This is a genomic window from Catellatospora sichuanensis (assembly GCF_007483665.1).
Classification (GTDB): domain Bacteria; phylum Actinomycetota; class Actinomycetes; order Mycobacteriales; family Micromonosporaceae; genus Catellatospora; species Catellatospora sichuanensis.
In genome coordinates this window covers 13607-29317 of sequence record NZ_VIQO01000026.1, presented here as the reverse complement: position 1 = coordinate 29317, position 15711 = coordinate 13607, and the positions used below count along the sequence as shown (strand labels likewise).

Annotated in this window: 14 protein-coding genes; 8 read left to right on the top strand and 6 right to left on the bottom strand. The window is 71.0% G+C overall.

Features of this window, described 5'->3' with window-relative positions; genetic code table 11:
- Positions 1-48 precede the first annotated feature (48 nt).
- Positions 49-654: a TetR/AcrR family transcriptional regulator gene (locus FLL47_RS31890; protein ID WP_186316025.1), complete on the top strand. Its 606-nt coding sequence runs from the start codon at positions 49-51 to the stop codon at positions 652-654.
- Between the two features lie 174 nt (positions 655-828).
- Positions 829-2862, top strand: a complete 2034-nt coding sequence (locus tag FLL47_RS31885; protein ID WP_144126099.1) for a carboxypeptidase-like regulatory domain-containing protein — start codon at positions 829-831, stop codon at positions 2860-2862.
- A gap of 39 nt (positions 2863-2901) precedes the next feature.
- Here FLL47_RS31885 and FLL47_RS31880 read toward each other — a convergent pair whose 3' ends face one another.
- The 5 genes from FLL47_RS31880 to FLL47_RS31860 form a co-directional block, all read right to left on the bottom strand.
- Positions 2902-4167, bottom strand: coding sequence for a serine hydrolase domain-containing protein (locus tag FLL47_RS31880; RefSeq protein WP_222106293.1), 1266 nt, complete (start codon positions 4165-4167; stop codon positions 2902-2904).
- A gap of 164 nt (positions 4168-4331) precedes the next feature.
- Positions 4332-5201: a bile acid:sodium symporter family protein gene (locus FLL47_RS31875; RefSeq protein ID WP_144126096.1), complete on the bottom strand. Its 870-nt coding sequence runs from the start codon at positions 5199-5201 to the stop codon at positions 4332-4334.
- A 28-nt stretch (positions 5202-5229) separates the two neighbouring features.
- Positions 5230-6540, bottom strand: a complete 1311-nt coding sequence (locus tag FLL47_RS31870) for a Dyp-type peroxidase (protein ID WP_144126093.1) — start codon at positions 6538-6540, stop codon at positions 5230-5232.
- Positions 6541-6553: 13 nt separating this feature from the next.
- On the bottom strand, positions 6554-7567 hold the full coding sequence (locus tag FLL47_RS31865) for a hypothetical protein (protein ID WP_144126090.1): 1014 nt from the start codon (positions 7565-7567) through the stop codon (positions 6554-6556).
- Between the two features lie 13 nt (positions 7568-7580).
- Positions 7581-8114, bottom strand: coding sequence for a hypothetical protein (locus FLL47_RS31860; RefSeq protein ID WP_144126087.1), 534 nt, complete (start codon positions 8112-8114; stop codon positions 7581-7583).
- 110 nt (positions 8115-8224) lie between these two features.
- Between FLL47_RS31860 and FLL47_RS31855 the strand changes: the two genes are divergently transcribed.
- On the top strand, positions 8225-9631 hold the full coding sequence (locus FLL47_RS31855; RefSeq protein WP_144126084.1) for a dihydrolipoyl dehydrogenase family protein: 1407 nt from the start codon (positions 8225-8227) through the stop codon (positions 9629-9631).
- 76 nt (positions 9632-9707) lie between these two features.
- On the opposite strand, the gene FLL47_RS31850 is transcribed toward FLL47_RS31855, so the two are convergent.
- Positions 9708-11120, bottom strand: a complete 1413-nt coding sequence (locus FLL47_RS31850; RefSeq protein ID WP_144126081.1) for an MFS transporter — start codon at positions 11118-11120, stop codon at positions 9708-9710.
- A 258-nt stretch (positions 11121-11378) separates the two neighbouring features.
- On the opposite strand from FLL47_RS31850, the gene FLL47_RS31845 reads away from it, so the two are divergent.
- From FLL47_RS31845 to FLL47_RS31825, 5 genes are all read left to right on the top strand, one after another.
- Positions 11379-11882, top strand: coding sequence for a helix-turn-helix domain-containing protein (locus FLL47_RS31845; RefSeq protein ID WP_144126078.1), 504 nt, complete (start codon positions 11379-11381; stop codon positions 11880-11882).
- Positions 11879-12430, top strand: a complete 552-nt coding sequence (locus tag FLL47_RS31840; RefSeq protein WP_144126074.1) for a DUF6036 family nucleotidyltransferase — start codon at positions 11879-11881, stop codon at positions 12428-12430. Before FLL47_RS31845 ends, FLL47_RS31840 begins: the two co-directional genes overlap by 4 nt.
- A 27-nt stretch (positions 12431-12457) precedes the next feature.
- A complete protein-coding gene (locus FLL47_RS31835; protein ID WP_144126071.1) occupies positions 12458-13639 on the top strand; it encodes a DUF4241 domain-containing protein in 1182 nt (393 codons plus the stop codon).
- Between the two features lie 286 nt (positions 13640-13925).
- Positions 13926-14513, top strand: coding sequence for an RNA polymerase sigma factor (locus FLL47_RS31830; RefSeq protein WP_144126068.1), 588 nt, complete (start codon positions 13926-13928; stop codon positions 14511-14513).
- A complete protein-coding gene (locus FLL47_RS31825; protein ID WP_144126065.1) occupies positions 14510-15496 on the top strand; it encodes a CU044_5270 family protein in 987 nt (328 codons plus the stop codon). Before FLL47_RS31830 ends, FLL47_RS31825 begins: the two co-directional genes overlap by 4 nt.
- The last annotated feature ends 215 nt before the right edge of the window (positions 15497-15711 follow it).

Genomic DNA, 15711 nt, shown 5'->3' with positions numbered 1-15711 from the left:
GTGTTTGCAATGCAACTGCATTGTAACCGAGAAGGATATGTTCTGGCCATGCCCCGCAAGGTCGACCATGATCAGCGCCGCCGCCACATCGTCGAGTCGCTGCTGCGCATCACGGGCACGCAGGGCCTCGACGCGGTCTCCCTGCGCGAGGTCGCCCACGAGGCCGGGGTGTCGATGGGCGCCGTCCAGCACTACTTCGCCAGCAAGGACGAGATGCTGCTCTTCGCGCTGCAGCACTGGCTGAGTCTCAGCGTGCATGATCGCTTCGCCGAACGCGTCCGCGACCGGCTCGACCGCGAACCCGCCGGCGAGCCCGCCGCGGTGCTCCGCGCCATCGCGGCCGAATACCTGCCCTACGACGCAGCCAGCCGAGCCGAGGTGCAGGTCAGCATCGCGTTCCTGTCCCGGGCCGCGGTCGCACCTGCACTCGCGACCGCACTGGCCCCCGCCTTCGCGGGTTTCATCCACACGCTGGGCGCCGTCTTCCGGAACACCGGGTGGGCGATCGACGCGCCGGCCGAGGCGCAGCGGCTCGCCGCGCTGCTCGACGGGCTGCGCCTGCCGGTGCTCGTCGGTGCGCTGTCACATCGGGACGCGCTGACCGTCGTGGACCGCCACCTCGCCCAGCTCCCGGCCGGAAACGCGCACGTCTGACCACGGCCTTATGTCGTGATCGGACCGCCTCGTTGCCGCTGTGGCTCCCGGCCCGATAACGGGCACGCGAAAAGGCGATCCAGTGTGGAGAATGTCTGCTGCCGCAGTTTGAAATCACGGGGCGGCTCCACACTGCGAACGCGGCGACGCTTCGCGCACCCCTCAAGGACGTGCATGTTCAAATCCTCTATGCGACGCGCGGGCGTGCTGGCCCTCGCGATCAGCATGGCGACCCTGGGGCTGGCGCTGCCGGCCCAGGCGGCCGCCAACGGCTCCATCACCGGGCGGCTCACGGACGGCGGCCAGCCGGTCGTCGGAGCCTCCGTGTCGGCCTCGTCCGTCAACGGCGACGGCTCGGGCTGGGCCAGCACCGACGGCGACGGCCGCTACGAGATGACCGACCTGCCCGCCGGTGACTACACCGTGCAGTTCGACGCGTCCGGTCACCCGAGCCAGTATGCGTACCAGGCCATCGAATGGAACGAGGCGGCGCGTATCGCCGTCCCGGCGGGCGGTCAGGTCACGGTCGACGACGAGCTGCTGCCCACGGGCATCATCACCGGCACGTTCCGGGACCGGGCGGGCAACGGCCTGTCGGTCGGCGTGCGGGCCGAGTCCGACACCGGCGGCGCCTGGGGCTACACCGAGTCCGACGGCACGTACACCATGCACGTGCTGCCCGGTGAATACCGGGTCGGGTTCGAGACCGCTCCGGGTGCCTACCAGTACGCGGTGGGCACGGCGAACGTCGCCGAGGCGACCCGCTACCAGGTCGCGGTCGGCCAGACGGTGACCGTCGACGACACCCTGATGGCCACCGGCTCCGTCGCAGGCCGCTTCACCGACCGCGCCGGTGCCGGCATCGCCGACCTGTCGGTGTCGGTGAGCATGCAGAACGGGCCCTACTACCAGACCACCACCGACGCCGACGGCGCATACCGCATCGACGGCGTGCTGGTCGGCTCCGGCTACCGGGTCGGGTTCTACGACGGCGAACGCCACATCGACCAGTACGCCACCGGGCAGTTCGAGTACGAGACCGCGAACCTGTTCACCGTGACCGACGGCGCGACCACCACGGTCGACGACGTGCTGCTGCCCACCGGCTCGGTGCGGTTCACGGTGACCAACGCGCTCACCGGCGCACCGCTGCCGTCGTTCCACGCCCGTGCCGGTCAGATCGAGGTCAGCGGCGTGAACGGTACCGGCACGGCCGAGGGTGTCACCGTCGGCAACCAGTGGGTTTACGTCTACGCAAACGGCTACCTCTCGTCGGAACAGTTCCGGGTGACGGTCACCGAGGGCGGGACCGCCGAGGTCGCCGTCGCCCTCACCCCCGTCGCGAAGCTCACCGCCACGGTGGTCGACGCCGGCACCGGCGCACCCGTCTCCGGGATCTGCGTGCAGGCGATGGTGCCGACGAGCCCGACCTTCGGGGAGGGCTGCAACCGGAGCGGTCCGGACGGCAAGGTGATCCTCAACGGCCTGAAGGGCGGCGGCTACCAGCTGTTCGCCTTCGGCAACCCGTACGGGGACACCCCGTCGCCGTACGGCGCGCAGTGGGTCACCGCCGACGGCGGCACCGGCAACCAGTCGCTGGCCGCGGTCATCACCGCGGTGCCGGGGCAGACGGTCACCGCGCCGACGATCAAGCTGGACCGCCGGGGCGCCATCACCGGCACCATCCGGGCCGCCGACGGCACTCCCGCGAAGCACGCCGGGGTAAGTTTCGGAAACTTCGGCTACCGCATCGGATCCGGGGTCCTCGAGTTCCCCGCCGCGGCGAACGGGACGTACACGGTCGACTGGCTCGGCCCGTACCAGTGGCCGCTGCGCTTCTACGCTGACGACCACGCCACGCAGTGGAGCGGCAACTCGGGCGGGCGGCCCGGCGCCACGCGGGTGAAGGTCCGGCCCGGCAAGACGGTCACCTACGACATCCAGCTGCAGAAGGGCACCCCGGTCACGGTCAACGCGCCGGCCTCGGGCTGGTACGTGGCGTACAACGCGACGACTGGCGACGAGGCCGGAGCCTGCGACGGCGGCGTCGGGTCCACCTGCCAGATGCTGGTGCTGGACCAGAAGGTCCGGTTCAGGGTCTTCGACTCCTACAACGGGGAGTACTGGTACGGCGGCAGCGACTTTGCCTCCGCGACCACGGTCCGGATCCCGGCGACCGACACCAAGACGGTCACCATCACCCGCTGAGCGCAGGCCGGGGCAGGCGATCCGCCTGCCCCGGCCTCATCAGCAGGCCTTCGCGAACGGCTTCGGCATCGGCGGGGCGTAGTCCGGTGCCACGTACGCGCCGATCAGCCGGAACACGTGGTCGCTGGCATCGGGGTAGTCGCCCTTGCAGTCGAAGGCGCCCGGCAGGAACGTGGTCACGACGGAGATGCCGACCTTCTCCTGCGGCAGGTATGCCTCCGTGGCGCTGTAACCGCCCACCAGCGGGTTCTGCATGATCCAGGCGCCGGAGCGGATCACGCCCAGGCCGAAGTTGTATCCGTCGACCTGCTTGAAGCACGACGGTGCGCAGTCGGCCTGCGCCTGCCCGAATCCGAGCAGGTTCGTATCGGTCATCGCCTGGTAGCTCGCCTTCGACAGCAGCTTGCCCGTGCCCACGGCGATCGCCGTGGTGGCCAGGTCGTCGATGGTCGAGGTCTGGTTCGCGCCGGGCGGGGTGCCCCAGTCGGAGTTCCAGAACGTCGACTCCTCGTAGAACGCGGTCTTCGGCGGGACGCCGAGCGCTTCGCGGCGCTCCGAGCTGAACGAGTGCAGGACCGGGGACGGGATGGCGCCGGTCTGGGCGGCGACGGTGTCGCTCAGCCCCATCGGCTCCAGGACCCGCTCGCGCAGCAGCACGTCGAGCGGCTTGCCGCCGATCTTCGCGAGGATCTCGCCGAGGAGCATGAAGTTGGTGTGCGAGTAGCTCCAGTTCGTGCCGGGGGCGAACTGCACCGGGCGGGAGAACGCGTACTTCAGCCGCCGCTCGACGGTCCACGACTGGAACGGGTCGGCGTTGAAGGCCGCGTTCCAGCCGGGGTCGGTCTCGTAGTCCGGGTAGCCCGAGGTCTGGTTCGCCAGCATTTTCAGGGTGACCTTGCCGGCTTCGGGCAGGGTCGGCAGCCAGCGGTCGATCGTGTCGGCGAGGGCGGCCTTGCCCTCGTCGACGAAGAGCATCAGCAGCGTGCCGAGGTACGCGAAGACGACCGCGCCGTTGCGGAAGCGCATGTCGGTGGTGGCGGGCACGCCGTCCAGGGATGGGCCGAACGCCTGGGACGTGACGACCTCGTCGCCTCTGGTCACCTTCACGATGACGGCCCGCAGCGACTGCGCGCCCATCGCGTCCTGCACGATCTTCGCGATGGCCTCCGCCTGGGGTGTCGGGGCCTGTGCGGCCACGCTCACGGATGCGTCCGCGGGAGCCGTGCACGCCCCCAGCAGGAGCACGGCCGCGACGACCGTGGCCGGCGCGGCGCGGTGCCGGCCCCGACGGTTCCGCTCGATCACTCGGTCCTCGCCTCCGGTCCGGGCGTCCGGAGTGGACCGCCTCGCCACTGTCGCGTCACATCTGAGCGTATCGGCGGATATCGAATGTATAGGCAGCAATGGGAAAAATGCCCCTCGGCAGGGCCGTGATCTGCGCAGCGGTGATCCCGGCGCAGGGCGGCCGATCAGGTCCGGCTGCCGGTTCGGCGGCGGGCGAGGGCCGCGGTGATGGGAATCGCGGCGCAGAGACCGCTGAGCAGGATGGCGGCGAGCGCGCCGAGGACGGCGGGCTGGTCGTTGAAGGCGATCCCGATGGCGGCCAGGGCCGGGCCGAGGTTGCGTACGGCGGTGACGGCGCCCATGGTGGTGCGCCGGGCCGGTGATCCGGTGGACAGCAGCGTGCCCAGGCCGAAGGCGAGGGCGGAGAACAGGAACCCGGCCAGCAGCGCCCGCGAGCCGAGCAGCTCGACGACGTCGCGCCAGCTGCCCAGCAGCATCCCGGCCAGCACGATCAGGAACGTCACGTTGGAGACCTTGACCGCGGCCGGGTGCCAGGCCAGTGCGGTGTCGGCGGTGTAGTGGCGCAGCAGCAGGCCGATCGCGAACGGCACGAGCTGCAGGATCGCGACGGTGCGCACGAGCACGCCGACGTCGAGCGAGATGCCGCCGCCCACGTCGGCTGCGGTGAGCAGGACGTTGGCGGTGACGGCGAAGGTGACGCTGCCGATGGCGGCGAGCAGGACCTGCATCGCGGCACCGGTGGTGACGTCGCCGCGCTGGATCATGCCGAGCTTGGCCCCGAACGGACCGCCCGGCGAGGCGGCGATCAGGAGCAGCGCGATGAACGGTGCGGTCGCGAGGTGGAACAGGGCGGCCAGCCCCCAGCCCAGCAGCGGAATGACGACCAGGTTGGCCAGCAGCACCAGCACGAGCAGGGGTACGTCCGTGAACGCCGCGCGCAGCGCGGACAGGGTCGCGCCCAGGCCGGCGGCGAACATGGTCGTCGAAATGAAGATCACGGTAACGGCGTTGAGCAGCAGATGCAGCGTGTCCACCCTGGTCTCCTGCCTGCGATCCGGTGTGTCAGTCGGTGAGTTCGCCGAGCCAGCGCAGGGCGCTGAGGCCGGGTATGAACGCGTACTCGCCGCCGCGGGTGGTGACGAAGCGCGGCACGGCGGGCAGCCGCCGCCGCACGGGCCGGCGGGGGACGGTGAAGTCGGACAGGCCCTCACCGGAGCCGACGATCGGGTCGCGGGCGTCCTCGCCGCCGAAGAACACGCCGTCGTTCATCCACTGCGACTGCACGAACTCGAACTGCCGGCCCAGGTGGGCGCCGACGAACGCGAAGATGAGCCCGCGGTCGGCGCCGTCGTCGTCGAGCACCCCTTCGGGCAGCAGCGGCCCGTAGGCGGTGCCGCGACGGATCATGCGGTGCAGGCGGGGTTCACCGGCCACGGCCGCGTCGCGGGGGTTGGCGCGGCGGACGTGGCTGCCGCCGGGGGTGGCGAACCCGTCCGGGTCGTCCTGCCGGTAGAGGAACGCGTTGTTGCGATCGCGGTCGGCGCCGAGCTCGGGATCGTCGTGCAGCGGGCACAGGGCCAGCGGGGCGCCGCTGCGCCAGCGTCCCATGATCTTGGCGGCCAGAAGGTCCTCCTCCTCGAGGCCGGCCGAGTTGTCCCTGAGAAAGCGCCGGAACCCGGCTACGTCCTGGTGCAGTTTGCGGAACGCCACGTAGCTGCCGTTGCGGCCGAGCACCTCGGGTTCGGTGGACTGCACGCCACCGAGTTCGTCGGGGTAACCGAGCACGAACTCGCCTGCTGCGAACGGCTTTTCCAGGGGGTTGGAGCCGGCGATGCCGCTGCCTTCGACGGCCGGGTGGCTGATGCCGTCGCGGTAGCCGAACGGTTCGGTCTCGGTGGGCAGGGCGTGGCAGTTCTGCCGCCAGATCGCGGTCACGCCGCTCAGGCTCTCGTAGGCGGGCCGGGCGCGGTCGATGGCGGCTTCGAGGGTCGCCTCGTCGGGGGCCAGTGCGACCAGGACGATGTGCAGGTCGGGGCTGCCCAGTGGTGCTTCCCAGTGTTCGGGGGCGCTGTCGGCGGTGTCGGACAGGGCGGTGGCGCGGGCGGCCATGCCCTGGCGGAACTCCCAGGCCATGGTGTCCAGTGCCGGTTGGGGCACGCCGAGGGCGCGCAGGCCGTGGTAGGTGACGGCGACGCTGACCCAGGTCTCGCCCAGCGGGCTGACGGTGTCGGCGGCGCTGGTGACCGCGGCGGCGAAACGCCGCATCAGTTCCCGGCCGTCGGCGCGGTCGTCGATGCGGAACAGCAGGTAGGTCGCCGCGTACGGCGACGGGCGAGGGCTGAGAATCCCGCGCTGGATGTCGTGCAGTTCCACGTCACACCTTCCGTCAGAGCGTGACGATGTTGCGCCAGAAGTTGCGCAGGCTGTCGTCGGCGCCGAACAGGGTGCTGAAGATGGTGGAGTCGGCCATCAGGATGTCGCCGGCCCGCTCGCCCGCCGGGGGCAGCCACAGGAACATGTTGAACTCGGTGTTGCCCGCGTCGGTGAACGGGTGCGGCTTGGACAGGTCGATGGGCTGGCGGCCCAGCACGCGTACGGACTGCTCGTCGGTGGTGGTCACGGCGTAGTGCGGCAGGTGCATGTGGAAGTTGAAGCTGGTCACGTCGGCCAGCCAGCCCTTGGTGTCCAGGTCGCGGTTGATCGACAGCGGGGCGATGCGCCTGGGCGCCGCGACGGCCGGGCGCAGGCCGTAGCGGTTCTCCACCGGCACGCCGAGGCCTTCCATCAGCGAGCGGGTGTACCGGCCGAAGCGCTGCTGGCGTGGCACCAGCGCGTCGCCGTGGTGGTGGTATTCGACGTCCCGCACCGCGAGGTCGTCCCCGGCGCCGACGTCGTGGTGCGGGCCCAGCACCAGGCGGGTGCCGTCCCTGCCCACCCAGTCGCGCAGCGCCTGCACCTCCTCGGCGGCGGCGTCCTGGCCGGTGACCATGTGGTCGAGGCCGAAGACGAACAGGGTGTCGGTGTCGGCCAGCACCCGCTCGTCGAGCGGGGTGACCACACCCGCCTGGTCGACGCGCTGGTACATCGCCACCGGGTGGCCGGTGGTCTCCGCGACGAAGTCCTGGAACGGCACCCAGGCCCAGAAGAACAGCTCCAGCGCGCCGGCGATGCCCTGCTGGAAGCGCATCGGGTCGGACCACTTCGGATCTTCGTAGGCGGGCCAGGTGACCCGGCGCACCTCGGTCATCGTGGAGAACCGGTTGTCGAGCTCGGCCGGGTTGCGCCCGGCTTCGGCAGGGTAGCTCCACGCCACGTAGATGCTGACCCGCCGCCGTCCCGGCGTGTACGGGCGGGGCTGGTGGCGGGTGTTGTAGACGCGGGCGGGGCGCTGGTCGTTCATCGGGTCCGGGTCCTCACTGCAGCTGGTCGAGCATCTCCGACAACGCGTTCTTGATCTTCAACGCCTTCTTGATCTCGTCGGCGGTGACGTACGGGTACTCGCCGTACTCGATGAAGCTCGGGCACTGGTGCTCGCGCACGAACCGGATGAACGCCTCGGGGTTGGTCTTCCAGTCCTCCGGGAAGCCCTCCAGGTTCTCGAACGCGGTGTTGACCCCCGACTTGGTGAACAGGGCGACGGCGTCCTCGGTGTACTTGTCGAAGTCGGTATCGAAGATGCCCTGGTACATGAACCGGGTGTCGTCGTCGAACAGGACCCACCGCAGGTAGTGCAGCTTCAGCGGCGCCAGCAGGTAGGGGTCGGACTCCAACGCCTTGGCCAGGGTGCTGCCGTACTCGCGCATGACGTCCGCGCGGCCAGGCTTGACCTTCGCGATGATCGTGAACCCGTAGCAGGCCGGTGTGCGCGGGAAGACCGGGCCGTACTTGCCCTGTTCGAGATGGCTGGTGTCCTTGGGGATGACCATTGCCGCAGGCTTGAGTTCCATCGCGCTTCCCATCGCAGGCACACCCCGTGATCACGTGGCGACCAACCGATTATGCCCATATACCACTTGTGAAACATGCAAAACTGCATCAACTGGGCGGAGGGGGCCGCATGCGCGTGCTGGTCATCGGCGGCGGTCCGGCCGGGGTGAACGCCGCGCTGCAGGCCGCCGCGCTCGGGGCGCGGGCCACGCTGGTCGAACGCGGACGGGTGGGCGGCACCGCGCTCAACAGCGGACCGGCACCGGTGCGCACCCTCGCCCGGGCGGCGCGCCTGGTCCGCGACTGGAACTCCTGGGAGACGTTCGGTCTGCGCGGACCGCGGCCCGAGGTGGACCTCGCCGCCACCCTGGCCAACGCCCAGCGGGTCGCCGATTACGCCTACCACCGCAGGCGGGTCGCCGACCACATCCGCGCCGCGGGGGTCGACCTGGTCGAAGACGCCGGCGACGTGCGGTTCCGCGACGCGAACACGGTCACCACGGCCGACGGCCGCACCTTCACCGCCGACCGGTTGATCATCGCCGTCGGCGGGCGGGCCGCGCGCCCATCGATCCCCGGTGCCGAACTGGGCCTGACCTACGAGGACGTACGCACGCTCACCGCGCTGCCGGACCGGGTCGCGGTCATCGGCGGCGCGGACACCGGGTGCCAGCTCGCCTCGATCCTGGCGGACTTCGGCAGCCGCGTGACGCTGATCGAGTCCGCGCCGCGGATCGTGGCGCGCGCCGACGCCGACATCTCCTCCGCGCTCGAGCAGGCCTTCCGGGCCCGTGGCATGGACGTGCACACCGGCGCCCGCGTCGAGCGCCTCGAAACGTGCGACGCAGGCGTGCGCGTCGTGTTCCGGATGGGGGAGCAGGCCGCCGACGTGGCGGTCGCCGCGGCGTTCTTCGCCGTGGGCTGGCCGGGAAACGCCGATCTCATCGGCGCCGACGCGGCCGGGATCGCGGTCGAGGGCGGCTACGTCATGACCGACGAGTTCCTGCGTACCGAGGTCGCGCACATCTTCGCCGCAGGCGATGTCAACGGGCACAGCATGCTCGTGGCCAGCGCGACCCTCGAAGGCCGGGTCGCGGGTGAGAACGCGGTGCTGGGCGCGCATCGCCGTGCCGATCACGCGATCGTGCCCGTGGGCAGCTTCACCGATCCCGAGTACGCCGGGGTCGGGCTCACCGAGGAGCAGGCACGTTCGCGATACGAGTGCGCGGTCGCCGTGGCCCCGTACGCCGACCTGCTGCGGCCCGTCGCCGACGGCCGTCCCGACGGCTTCTGCAAGCTGATCGTCGAGACTGCGAGCCGTCAGCTCGTCGGCGCCCACGTGCTGGGCGAATACTCCGCCGAGGTGATCCAGATGGTCGCCGCGTGCATGGCGGCGGGGATGCGCGTCGAGGACGTCGCCGAGCTGCGGCCCGCCTTCCCGACCTTCACCGAGGGGGTGGCCATGGCCGCCCAGATGCTGACCCGCGACCTCGGCGTCCGCCCCATGTCGCGGCTGTTCTGGAGCAGCCTGACCTGACGGAGGTCACCTTTTCCGGGCGTCCGACGTGACGGCGGATCGCGGTCCAGGCTGCCGTCGCGTGGCTCGCCCGCGGTCAGGTCGTCGGCGCCGCGGTCGCGGCGGCTCTCGGCAGTTTTGCGGCCGCCCACAGCCCGGCCACCGCCACCACGGCGAGCACGGCCATGGCCAGCCCGTAGGAGCGTTCGGGGGTCGCGGTGATGCCCGCGACGAGGATGGTGCCGGCGACGGCGGTGCCCAGGCAGGAGCCCAGGTTGGACACGCTGCGCGACAGCCCGGAGATCTCACCCTGCTGGTCGTCGCTGAAGCTGGACTGCACGACGTTGACCGACGGGGTCAGCATCAGCCCGAGTCCGAGCCCGATGAGCAGCAGGCCGGGCGCGAACGCCCAGACACTGGGCGTGCCGGTGACCAGGGCGAGCAGCACGACCACGCCGATCGCGGTGAGGACGAAGCCGGCCTGGATGAGGGTGCGCTGCGGACGGCGCTTGGCCAGGCGCTCGGCCGCCAGTGACGAGATCAGCAGGCCGACCGTCGCGGCGGTGAAAATGACGCCGGTCTGGATCGCGTCGTAGCCGCGGACCACCTGCAGGTATGCGGCCACGGTGAAGGACGTGCCCATGAGGATCAGCCACTGGGCGTTCTGGGTGACCAGGCCGAGGTTGGAGGTGCGGTTGCGGAACAGCGTGGTGGACAGCAGCGGTTCGCGGCCGGCGCGTTCCTGGGCGCGTACCCAGCGGAAGAACAGGAACAGCAGCAGCACGCCCGCGGCGATCAGGACGAGCATCAGCCAGAGGTTCTGGTCGGCGGCGAGGATGCCCGCGACGATGAGGATGAGCCCGGCGGCCGACAGCACCGCGCCGCGGGTGTCGAACGGCCGTGTCGGGTCCGGGGGCAGCGGGTCGTGCACCTTGCGGCCGAGCACGACGATCACACCCACCACGACCGCCTGGAACACGAACGCCCAACGCCAGCTCAGTGCAGAGGTGATCAGGCCGCCGATGAGCGGACCCGCCGCGGCGCCGACGCCGCCCATCGCGCTGATCAGGCCGAACGCCTTGGCGCGTGAGGTCGTGCTGGTGAACAGCAGTGTGGTGAGGATGTAGACGGGCGGGATGAGCAGCGCGGTGCCGACGCCCTCCAGGATCGAGTTGCCGAGGATGAGCACGCCCAGCCCGGGTGACACGGCGCTGAGCAGCGCGCCGATGCCGTAGAGGGTGAGTCCGGCGAGGAAGCAGCGCTTGCGGCCGTACCGGTCGGTCAGCTTGCCGCCCGGGATCATGAGGGCGGCCATCACCAGCAGGAAGATCGTGATGGCGATCTGTACGCCCTGCACGGTCGTGTTCAGGTCCGTGCTGATGTCGTTGATCATCACGTTCATGTTGGATCCGGCGAAGCTGCAGATGAACTGCGCCAGCGCGAGCGGGACGAGCATCTGCCGCAGCGACCCCGCCGGCGGCCCGGCAGCGATGGACTCGGCCGCGGACATGGATGCCTCCTCGATCGCCCGGCCCCGTCGAGCCGGCCGTCCGGACTCACGGCCGGCGGAAACCGTCCGTGCGCTACAGCGTAGTAAACCTGTCCGATTCATGCCGCTATACCGGATAATCCTCCGCCGGTCCCCCCTCTCGGGATGATCATGAACCTATGGCACGGGTCGGCGGCGTGTCCTTGCCACAACTCCCCGATGACCAAGCAGGCGCGGGACTGGTTGCGTTTTTGGTGTTTGCTGAGGCATGGTGGACGTATGGAAAGCAGTCCCGACGACCTGTTGACGACGACCGAGGCGGCCACGCTGCTGCGCTCGTCCCGGCAGCACGTCGTCGACCTGTGCGAGCGAGGTGTCCTCCCCTTCGTCAGGGTGGGGACGCACCGACGGCTCGCGCGGGCGGACGTGCTCGCGCTGCTGCGTCCGGAACTGACCCGCGACCAGCTCAAGTCGCTGTGGCTGCACCGAGCCGTGGCCGGTCGCCTGGTCGCCGACCCCGACGACGTGCTGGCGAACGCCGCCGAGAACCTGCGCCGGCTCCAGCGTGTACACCCGGACGGCATGGCGGCGATGTGGCTCGAACGCTGGCGCCAGGTCCTCGACGCCGGAGTCGAGGCGGTGCTCGAAGTCCTGACGTCGCGCAGCCGCGACGCCGCCGAGCTGCGCCAGAACTCGCCCTTCGCCGGCGTGCTGCCCGAAAGCACGCGCCAGGCTGTGCTGGCCGCGTTCGCCGAGCGCTGGCGCCGGGAGCGGATGGCGTGAAGCGGCAGCAGCTGGAGCATGTGCTGCGGGCCGCGTCGCAGATCGCGCAGGAGCCGGACATCCTGGTCATCGGCAGCCAGTCGATTTTGGGCGCGATCCCCGAAGACCGGCTGCCCGCCGCGGCGACGGCGTCGATCGAGGTGGACGTCGCGTTCTTCGACGACCCGGACGATGCGAAGGCAGACCGGGTGGACGGGGCGATCGGCGAGCTGTCGCCCTTCCACGAGACCTTCGGCTACTACGCCCAGGGCGTGAGCGTCTCCACCGCGGTGCTTCCGGCAGGCTGGCGGCAGCGGCTGGTGATCGTCGACACGCCGGGCACCGCGCCCGGACGTGGTCACCTGCTCGACCCGCACGACTGTGTGGTGTCGAAGCTCGTCGCGGGCAGGGAGAAGGACCATGTGTTCGCGGCGGCGTTGCTGGAACACGGCTTGATCGACGCGGCCGTGCTCGCCGAACGGGTGGAGACCGTCGACGTGTCCGAGGCCCACCGCCAGCGCCTGCGCCAATGGATCGACTACCACGCACGACCGGGGCAAGTCCTCTGACGTGCTCTGCCACTACGCTGCTGCGTCATGGCGATCACGTTGGCGGCGGTGTACGGCGACGGCTGGCGCAAAGCGGTGGTCAACCCGATGACGCCCGCCGAGGCGCAGGCGCGTGACGCGTGCGGTGACCCGTACGCGGTCGTGCTGGTCGGAGACGGCCACGTCGCCGCGGTGCTGCAGCTGTCGTGGCGTGACGGGTACGGCGAGGTGGTCCGCTTCGACGCTCGCGGCCGGACCGTCGCGGCCCAGGTGTTCCGGCGCGCGGGCGACGGCGAGCTGTTCCTGTTCGACAGCCGCACCTGGGACGGTCCCGACGATGCGGGAGAGCACGAGTTCCCGCACGTGGCCGCGCGCCGGCACACCTGGTACAGGTTGGACGGCCATCGGACCGACGTCGACGAGCCGCTCGGGGACCGCGGCCCGAGTACGCACACGCAGCAGCAGGGGGAGCCGCGCCGGCTGCCGGTCCCGACGTTCGGAAGGTGGCACGAACTGCTCGCGGTCGCGGGATTCGGGCCCGTGGAGGTGGCCGACGCCACCGACCCGATGCTGCCGGTCGCGGTCGCCGACGCGCCGCCGTGGCGGCCGCCGTCGCCGTTGGCGGCCGGGGACGTGGAGGCTTTGTTCCACGCAGGCGCCGAGCACCATATTCCAGGCCGTGTGCTGCGGATCGAGTTGCACGAGGCGGGCGCCCTGCGGCTGCCGTCGGGGCGGGTGGTCGCGGCCGACCCGTCGGCGCTCGACTTCGATGCCAGGCCGTACACCGTCGGCGTGCCGCCGGGTGTGTATCCGGTGACGGTGAGCCTGGCCCGCTTCGTCGACGACCCGCAGCACACCCGCGTCGCGGCCGTCCGGCTCGCGATCACGCAACGGCCCGTCGTCACGTGGGAGTTGGCGCTGCGGGACGGACAGGACCCGCTGGCGCTGGGGTATCGCGAGTACTTCGGTTTCGGTGTCGACGGCGGCACGGCCTGCTTCACCGACGCCGCATCGAGCAGCCGGCTCGTGGCGGCGGGCAGGGACCTGGGCGGTCTGGTCGATCCGCGCTTCACCGTCGTCGAGGACGACACGATGGCGGCCTGGTCCAGCGGCTGGGGTGACGGAGCCTATCCGGTGTGGATCGGCCGTGACGGCGGCCGCGATGTCGCCTGCTTCGTGGCGGACATGCTGTTGTTCGCCGACGACGAAGACGAGGACGACGACGCCTGACCGAGGCGGACGGCCGCCGGGGGAGGGGAACCGGCCGAGTCCGACGGACTCGGCCGTCCTCGTCACACGGTGCTCTGTGCGATGACCTTCGCCGCGATCTCGCGAACCTGCAACACCGCAGGTTGTACGGCATCAGGCAACGATGATCCGGCACGGTGGGTCCGCCGGGCGCTGCCGTCGCGCGACGCGGCCGCCGCGCGGCCGTGAACTCGAATCGGTCCTGGCGCAGAGACACGGGTGTCAGGTCGGATTCGGTGGGAGGGACCACAGTGCATTGGTTACGGCAATGACGGCGACGGCCGAGCACGCCGGGGACGCGGCGGCCATCGCGGCGTCACGGCACGACGCGGAGGCGTTCGGCGTCATCTACGACAGGTATGCCACCGGGCTGCACCGGTACGCGTACCGGCGGCTCGGGCCGCAGTCGGCCGAGGACGCGGTCGCGGAGACGTTCCTCGCCGCCTTCCGCCACCGCGGCCGCTACGACCTCGCCCGCGAGGACGCCCGCCCGTGGCTGTTCGGGATCCTCACCAAGGAGATAGCCCGGCGGTGGCGGACCGAGCAGGCCAGATATCGGGCGCTGAGCCGAGCAGCCGAGGGCGACGTCGTCGAGGGGTTCGCCGACGACGTCGACGCGGCGGTCAGCGCCCAGTCGGCCCGGGGTGCGCTCGCCGACGGGCTGGGCCGGCTCGCGGCGGGCGACCGCGACGTGCTGCTGCTCATCGCGTGGAGCGGCCTGAGCTACGAGGAGGTCGCGCAGACGCTGCGGATCAAGGTGGGCACGGTGCGCTCCCGGCTGCACCGGGCGCGCCGCAAGCTGCGCGAGGCGCTCGGCGAGGACACGATGACCGACTTTTTCGAGGTGGAGCGATGAACGAGATGAAACTGCTGGACGAGCTGGGCTCGGCCCTGGACCCGGCCGGTCCGCTGCCGCAGGATCTGCGCCGCCGGGTGCTCACCGGGGCCGTACGCCCGCAGCCGCTGTGGCGTCGCCTGCTCGCCGGACGGGCCGGGACGCGGGTCGCGGTCGTCGGTGGGCTGGCCGCGGTGCTCACCGCGGTGGTCCTGGCGGCGCAGGTCATCCCGATCGGCGGTGGCGAGCCGGCGGCCCAGGCGCAGGCCGCGGACATCCTCGCCGGCGCCGCGGCGCAGGCCCGGCTCCAGCCGGAGGTGCGGGTGCGCGGGGACCAGTTCGTCCGCGTCGAGTCCGTCGCGACGGTGCTCGGCATGAACGAGGCGACCAGGGAGTCCTCGACGAGCACGATCGCGCGCCAGGTGTGGCTGTCGGCGGACGGGACCCACGACGGGCTCATCCGGCAGCGGCCGCGCTCAGGCGGTGGAGACTGGTCGGAAACACCCCTGCCGGGCTGCCGCGACGGGGTCATGACGCAGTCCAAGGGCGGGGTCACCGGCACGCAGGCGTGCACGCCGACCCCGGGCTACGTCGGTGGACTGCCGAGCGATCCGGACGCGATGCTGGCCCACCTCTACCGCGGCGTCGACGACCACCCGAACAAGAACCCCCGCGACCAGCAGGCGTTCTCCGCCGCGGCGGACCTCGTCGACGAGGCGTACCTGGCTCCGGCTTCGCTGGCCGCGGTCTTCGGCGCCGTGGCGGAGATTCCCGGGGTGAGCGTGATCGGCGAGGTCACCGACGAGGCCGGTCGCGCCGGCGTCGCGGTGGCCCTGCGCGAGGTGCAGGGCACCCGCACCGAGCTCATCTTCGACCGCGCCAGCCACGCCTACCTCGGCACCCGTACGGTCGCGCTGCAGGACGGCGACGGGCTGACGGCCGGGCAGGTGCTCTTCTCCAGCGCGGTGCTGACGGTCGGGATCGTCGACCGCGTCGGCGCGTAACACCCGTTCGCACGGCGGGCCGCGGCACTCATCGCCGCGGCCCGCCGCATCGTCTGCAGTACATATCTATATGTACTGTTCACCCTTTCTGGGTAGTTCGCCCGGAGGGGCTCGGCTACACATCCGCGCTGCTCAGCTGCCCCATGTGTCAGCTGTAACGCACCGTGTGCTCTATGCCCCTTTCCGTATCCGATGCGGCAGGGTTGTTCGCGTGG